Annotated in this window: 7 protein-coding genes; 1 reads left to right on the forward strand and 6 read right to left on the reverse strand. The window is 40.7% G+C overall.

Annotated features, from left to right (window positions below):
* Positions 1 to 8: 8 nt before the first annotated feature.
* From QZ488_RS08555 to QZ488_RS08580, 6 genes are all read right to left on the reverse strand, one after another.
* The gene (locus QZ488_RS08555; RefSeq protein ID WP_293747593.1) at positions 9 to 560 is read right to left on the reverse strand and encodes a hypothetical protein; all 552 of its coding nucleotides are present in this window, start codon (positions 558 to 560) and stop codon (positions 9 to 11) included.
* Between the two features lie 138 nt (positions 561 to 698).
* On the reverse strand, positions 699 to 1055 hold the full coding sequence (locus QZ488_RS08560) for a hypothetical protein (RefSeq protein ID WP_293747595.1): 357 nt from the start codon (positions 1053 to 1055) through the stop codon (positions 699 to 701).
* Positions 1056 to 1066: 11 nt separating this feature from the next.
* The gene (gene cydB, locus QZ488_RS08565; protein ID WP_293747597.1) at positions 1067 to 2065 is read right to left on the reverse strand and encodes a cytochrome d ubiquinol oxidase subunit II; all 999 of its coding nucleotides are present in this window, start codon (positions 2063 to 2065) and stop codon (positions 1067 to 1069) included.
* Positions 2062 to 3441, reverse strand: a complete 1380-nt coding sequence (locus QZ488_RS08570) for a cytochrome ubiquinol oxidase subunit I (RefSeq protein ID WP_293747599.1) — start codon at positions 3439 to 3441, stop codon at positions 2062 to 2064. Before QZ488_RS08570 ends, cydB begins: the two co-directional genes overlap by 4 nt.
* A gap of 65 nt (positions 3442 to 3506) precedes the next feature.
* Positions 3507 to 4058, reverse strand: coding sequence for a MarR family transcriptional regulator (locus tag QZ488_RS08575; RefSeq protein WP_293747601.1), 552 nt, complete (start codon positions 4056 to 4058; stop codon positions 3507 to 3509).
* Positions 4059 to 4511: 453 nt separating this feature from the next.
* Positions 4512 to 5390 (reverse strand): hypothetical protein, encoded by an 879-nt coding sequence (locus tag QZ488_RS08580; RefSeq protein WP_293747603.1) that lies wholly within the window; start codon positions 5388 to 5390, stop codon positions 4512 to 4514.
* 420 nt (positions 5391 to 5810) lie between these two features.
* On the opposite strand from QZ488_RS08580, the gene QZ488_RS08585 reads away from it, so the two are divergent.
* A complete protein-coding gene (locus QZ488_RS08585) occupies positions 5811 to 6587 on the forward strand; it encodes an amidohydrolase family protein (RefSeq protein ID WP_293747605.1) in 777 nt (258 codons plus the stop codon).
* The last annotated feature ends 33 nt before the right edge of the window (positions 6588 to 6620 follow it).

Raw genomic sequence — 6620 nt, forward strand, 5'->3', positions numbered from 1 at the left:
ATGTCTCCTTAGAGGGGGGTATTGGCTGCGACTTTTCTTTTCCGGCTTTGTATACCATAAATAATGGTATAAATAATAGTGGCCGCTATGAACCCAAAAGCACTCCATTTTATAGCAGTTACATACCCTGCTAAATCTGCGATGTTAGAATGTTTATTAGGATAGGAGCTAAGTAAATAGATTAACAAGGAGTTTTCAGTTAAATCAAAAAGTACTGCAATGTAAGGTATAAATATAATTTTTCTAGAGAATGGGATAGCTAGTTTTTTAAAGACCAAAGCAAAAATCAAGGCTAATAAAGTGCCATAATAAATGGGATAGGCCAGGTCAGCGGTAAATAATCCAATTATATATCTGCTACGAATAGTTTCGCCATAACTCGTCAACATCTGATACAGCGTGTCGTGGTTATACCAAAAGAGTAAATCTAGTGGGCCAACACTACCTGAATTAATTATGTTAGGTAGCAGATACAGTGGAAATATTAAATAGATCACACACATAACAAGGATCAATCGAATGTGCGCGACTCTGAAGAACCAAGCAATAATATTTTCCATAACAGGCTACTACCTAAGATGATGAATTCCTTATTGCCTATCATCTATCTAAACGCTATGAAAAATCTAGAGGAGGATGCTTTTTAATCACTATTTAGTGCGACATTGTTGCTGCCAGAGTCTGCCTAAGTCATTAATTTACAAGCTCACACTTAAATAAGTCAGCATGCTAACAGTTAAAAACGCTATCCACGATAGATGTTTGCCTTTGGTAAAAAATGCCGCCATTGCAGCACTGATAAAGGAGATAGTAGCGATAGAATACAAAAATAACGTAGAGTGGTTATTATCAAATTGAAGCACTGCAGCTAAGCCAAACCAAGTAATAGAGGTAATATGCCAAGTAAATCTCAGGGTGTTTTTAGTAAACTCGTCACTGCCCAATAACTCAGGCAGATTGTCTCTACGAAACAAACGAATAAGAATATATTTTTCACCTAAATACGAATGGGCAATGCCTGTAAGAAACACAATAATGGCCGCTGCTGTTAGCATCTTAAAACCCTCTAGTAGTACTTTAAGTCCTGCACTTTGCCCCAAAACACCCGATACGAAAATAGAGTGTAAGCCAAAATACAGGGGATAACGATTACTGCGCCATACAAAATAAATCGCAATGATTCTGGGGCACTGGCAGCTTGCCAAATAGTCACCTTGCCAGGCACAACATAAGGGTAAAAACTAAAGGCTAAGCCACAAAAACAAAACACGTAGATCACCACCGTTATCAGGAAGGGTAGCCAACAACCACTGTCATCTTTTAGAGGTAATTGTTTTAGCACTAAATGCCCAATGTAAAATAAAGTAAAACAAACGAATGGCACAATCACCATAAAATAGGCGAAAGGTGCGGTGGTCCAGCGCTCAAATACAAATTGATTGATCAGTGGATTCACAATACACACGGCTAATATTCCAACAAAGCTGATTTTTCCTGTGACCTTAGCCCATTGTAGAGCGCGTAATTGTAAGTCGTCTGAGGTTTTTAAAATCAACCAAGTACTGCCAATTAACGCGTAGGCACAAGTAACACCTAATGCGCTTAATATAGAAAACAGATAAGCGGTGGCAGACGTTTCAAAACCCATCACAAAACTGCCCAACATATATCCCTGACTAGCCGAGGCTATACACGAACCGAGTTTAAATATTTGGTTCCAGCGGTGTTTATTGACTTGTGCCACTTTAGCTCGAAAATCGAATGCGACCCCCCTGAGTATCAGCCCAACTAACATGATGGCTGATGGGATATACAAGGCTTTTAGGATGACATTGTGCGCCGTTGGAAAGGCTATCAATAATAAACCTACCGCCAAGACTAACCATGTTTCATTGGCATCCCAAAAGGGGCCGATAGAGGCGATCATTTGGTCTGCTTGATGATCATTGTTAAGGGGTAACAATATGCCAACACCCAAGTCGTAGCCGTCTAAAATCGCATAAACAATAATAGACAAAGCCATAAGTCCAGCAAAAATAACCGGTAAGTTAACGTCTGCAATCATGTTAATTCTCCGGCAGTGTTGTTGAGTGTTTTGGTAAAATGTTTTTGTTGTAGTCGTTCTTGCGGTTGGATTTCTTCTATCTCAACCGCTCTTCGCGCCATCAAAAACAGGGTGTGCAAATAGGCAATTAACAAAGCAACATAGACTGATAGATACAAAATAAAGGTAAACATCACGTTTTCAGGAGCAATGTCGGTGACTGCGTCTGAGGTTTTTAACAGGCCTGACACTAAATAAGGTTGACGGCCAATTTCTGTTACATACCAGCCCGCAAGGGTGGCTATCCAACCAGAAAAACTCATGCCAATCAGGCTATATAACATTCTTTTACTTAAGTGTTTGTGACGGACTAATTTGAAGCTAGTGAGCCAAGCGACGACCAGCATCAACAAACCAATGCCTACCATAATACGAAACCCATAAAATACCGGTTTAACCGGTGGATGTTCGCCAATAAAATCATTTAAACCTTGTACTTCTCCTTCTGGATCGTGCTTTAAAATGATGCTGGTGAGGTTAGGAATAGCCAGTTCAAAATGGTTGCTGCGAGTTTTTTCATCTGGTATTGCAAACACCAACATAGGCACCGCTTTTTGTGTATCCCAAATGCCTTCCATTGCCGCGACTTTTTGTGGCTGATGTTCTAGCGTATTTAAACCATGTAAGTCGCCGACAAATATTTGCAAAGGCACCAGTAGGGCAGCAACAAAAACAGCTGTTTTTAACGCTAGGCGAGGGGCTTTTTTATTGTCTCCTCTGGTAATTCGGTAGGCAGAGATTCCCGCGATTAAAAATGATGCGGTTAACGCAGACGCTAACAACACATGAGCCAAACGGTAAGGAAATGAAGGGTTAAAAATGATTGCCCACCAATCTACTGCGTGCGCTACGCCGTCACGCATTTCAAACCCCGTGGGAGTTTGCATCCAAGAGTTAAGGGCAATAATCCAAAAAGCCGAGAGGGTTGTGCCTATCGCCACTAATAAGGTGGCCAAAGTATGTAACCAGCTAGGTACACGGTGCATGCCAAATAACATCACACCTAAGAAGGTCGCTTCTAAAAAGAAGGCTGTAAGCACTTCATAACCTAAAAGTGGCCCAGCAATATTGCCGACTGTCTCCATATAGCCCGGCCAATTGGTACCAAATTGGAACGACATGGTAATACCGCTCACCACACCCAATGCAAACGTAAGCGCGAATACTTTGACCCAAAAACGGTAGATACGCATCCACACCGGGTGCCCGCTGAGATTAAAACGTAATTTGAAATAAAATAAAAACCAACCCAGCGCTATGCTGATGCTGGGGAATAAAATGTGGAAACTGATGTTGGTCGCAAATTGCAGGCGAGACAACAGGAAGACGTCATCCATAGGACACCTCATTAGTAATATTAGAGAAGTTGTTTAGTTAATCGTTTTGTATTTGGAAGAGGACGTTACTCGTTACTGCGTTTCAATAATTTGTCTTTCATATCCAACACTTTGCCCACACCCGAGCCTAGCTTCATCAAGGTATCGAGTTTTTCAGGACTCAAACGTTGTAACTCGCTTGACCACTTGGTTATACCTTCAAGCAAGTCATGCACTTCTTTCAGTTTCTCTTGGGCGTGTTGTTCTTCAGCGTTGGCTGGTGTATCTAGTAGGATGTCTCGTAACAAGGAAAGGGTAGGATCCATTTCTCGTTTACGGCGTTCTTCGAATACACGATTTGCCATATCCCAAATACTGCCATTGGTTTGAAAGTATTCTTTACGATCTCCGGGTTTGTGATGCATCTGAATTAATTGCCAAGACTGCAATTCCTTCAAACCCATGCTCACATTGCCGCGAGAAATACTTAAGGCTTCTGCAATTTGATTGGCGCTAATAGGATCTTTGGTGATCACCAGTAATGCGTACATTTGCCCAACGGTGCGGTTAAATCCCCAACGACTGCCCATTTCACCAAAGTGCATAACGAAGGTTTCAATCATAGGTGTCATTTTCATAGTTTAAACATTCTAAAGTTTCAGTAATTATTGAAACTTTAGAATGTTTAATGATCTAAGTCAATAACTAGATAGTCAAAAAAGGCTAGAAGACTCCTTTTTAGATAAAAATATCCATAGCGTGCGACTGAAATTATAAAATTAGGTATGCCCGATTATCGGAGTTATAAGACGTCAATAAAATTGGTTTTTCGTTGGTCTAAACAGGCTTAAACGTGCCATTTTCAGTCATTAAAATGTTAAAAATCGAACTCGTGTTAAAGGCAGTAGAATCGGGTTTTCCCAAATTCCTATATTAAGCAGATAGAGGAGTATTAGCCAAGTCGCTCTGATGTGGTAATTGTCGAAAAATGTTGGTTAATGTTGTTTTTGAAATTAGTCTGAAAGTGCCAAAAGCAGATATTGCCGTTGAGCTTGATGAATGTTTGAATAGGTATTTGCGGACTGAGAGCGTTACTTTCTAAAACTGGTTTCAAACGTTTTATTATAATAATCAATAAAGGCAACATGACGCTTAGGGTCAATATATGAAAGATGAATATCTAAGTAGATTCGCTCTTTTACAGCATTTTGCATTACCTTGTTAATTTTCTTCATTAACCTTTGTCCAAATTGACTATTTGAACAATAAATATGACCATTTGCATATGTGTCAGCGCCAGCTAGTTCAACGTAACGCAACCCTATTGGGTTCTGCCGCTGTTTAAGATAATCCTGAGTTAATATTAGAAAGTCCAAGATAACGTTGACCTTACCTTCCAACAACATATCTATTGCACCAATACTGCCATGCTCAGCAGAACGCTGGTAAACCTTACCGCTGGTGTTTAAATACTGTAATTGTTGGTCAATCGCATCACCGTAAGAGCGCCCAATAACATAACCAAGTAGTGCTTTGGGATAGCGCTGCATAAAACTCAACATATCCGTTGGTGTGTTTATATCCATGTCATCGAACACTTCGTCTTGTTCTCGAACCATAAGCCGCAGTCCTTCGATTAACACTTGAGGAAATCTGCTGGCAACAGCCTGAGCATCACGCTTAGCTGTGCGAATTTTAGTACCTGTACATACATTTGGTTCATTCAACAGTTCCCAAAAAACGCGGGAACCATTCTGAGGGCGATATTGAATTTGATATTCTGGTAAATGAGCAAATACCAAGCGCTGAATTTCAAAACCCAATTGAATACTGGTGTACTCTTTGTAAATAGGTTCATCAGGAGCGGATGTAGAAGCCCAAATGACAGTTTGCTGCGCATAGCTTGCGGGTAAACAGATAAATAGTAAGAACGTAATTCGACTGAAAGATGTAAGTAATCTAGTTAACATGCTAATCACTTTAGGTAAAAAAGATTCATGGATGATAGGTACCTGTCCAAAAAGATAAATTTAAAACTACAAAGTGAAGCTAGTACAAACCAATATCCGGCGGGCCACTGCTGAAGCTCAGCATCTCAGGTAAATAGGATAAAGGTTACTATAGTCTGAACTTCTACACAGAAATTGACTTTACATGGTCTTACTCTATGTCAGAAGTCCCAATTCAACAAGGCGGCTATGATTGATAATTAAAAGTAGACACTTATGCTTGACTACTTAGACCGACATGCTTTTATGTGTGAGATAAATTGTCAGTGGAAGTCGTAAGAAAGACCGTTTAAAGTTTATGTTAATGTTAAGTTTTTCCATGATTTAATCATGCGTTCGTTATTTTATACGTCAACAAGTTACTTCGAAAAGGGCAGGCCAATGATCAAATTCATCATCAAATGGGCATGTGTTTTTGCGTTCTCAATATCGGCAGCGCAAGCTGATAATGTTTGGGTTATTCATGCTGGTGGCGTGTTAGCTATTCCAGGAGATGCGCCACTTACTAAGCAGACTATCGTTATCCGTGATGATGTGATTGAGCGTATTGAAGCTGGATATATTTTACCAAAAGATGTCGAACCCACGGCAAAATTAATTGACTTAAAAGATAAATTTGTACTGCCTGGGCTGATGGATATGCACGTTCATCTTTTGGGTGAGTTAAGCAAAACCAGTAGAACCGATATACTCTACACCACCCAATCAATGGAGGCGCTGATAGGTGCCCATTACGCTAATAAGACATTAATGGCTGGCTTCACCACAGTGCGTGATCTAGGCGGTAACCCCGAGGCAATTTACGCACTTCGAGATGCTGTTGCTAAAAACCTTGTTCCGGGTCCCCGTATTTTTGCCGCAGGCAGTGCGTTGGCAGCCACCGGAGGCCATGGAGATATCGATGGCATTAAACCAGAACTACTTAAGTTATGGACACCAGAAACTATATGCGACGGCCCCTATGAATGTCGTAAAGCCGCGCGTCATGCCATTAAGATGGGAGCTGACTGGATCAAGATCACCGCAACCGGTGGTGTCCTGTCTGACACAGCAACAGGTACTGATCAACAAATGACGGATGATGAGTTACAAGAGATTGTCCGTACTGCCCATGGATTAATGGTATGGACCCTCTCCTCCCATAACGGCTTCAAATGAGCCAAGATAGTGGTTGTTAAAATCGACTATCAA

Origin of the sequence: uncultured Paraglaciecola sp. (assembly GCF_913020055.1) — a bacterium.
Classification (GTDB): Bacteria; Pseudomonadota; Gammaproteobacteria; order Enterobacterales; family Alteromonadaceae; genus Paraglaciecola.

What these genes read in the sequence shown, in the direction of transcription:
- QZ488_RS08580 (WP_293747603.1), bottom strand. Translation starts at nt 5,390, where the DNA reads ATGTTAACTAGATTACTTACATCTTTCAGTCGAATTACGTTCTTACTA.
- QZ488_RS08575 (WP_293747601.1), bottom strand. Translation starts at nt 4,058, where the DNA reads ATGAAAATGACACCTATGATTGAAACCTTCGTTATGCACTTTGGTGAA.
- cydB (WP_293747597.1), bottom strand. Translation starts at nt 2,065, where the DNA reads ATGATTGCAGACGTTAACTTACCGGTTATTTTTGCTGGACTTATGGCT.
- QZ488_RS08570 (WP_293747599.1), bottom strand. Translation starts at nt 3,441, where the DNA reads ATGGATGACGTCTTCCTGTTGTCTCGCCTGCAATTTGCGACCAACATC.
- QZ488_RS08555 (WP_293747593.1), bottom strand. Translation starts at nt 560, where the DNA reads ATGGAAAATATTATTGCTTGGTTCTTCAGAGTCGCGCACATTCGATTG.
- QZ488_RS08560 (WP_293747595.1), bottom strand. Translation starts at nt 1,055, where the DNA reads ATGCTAACAGCAGCGGCCATTATTGTGTTTCTTACAGGCATTGCCCAT.
- QZ488_RS08585 (WP_293747605.1), top strand. Translation starts at nt 5,811, where the DNA reads ATGATCAAATTCATCATCAAATGGGCATGTGTTTTTGCGTTCTCAATA.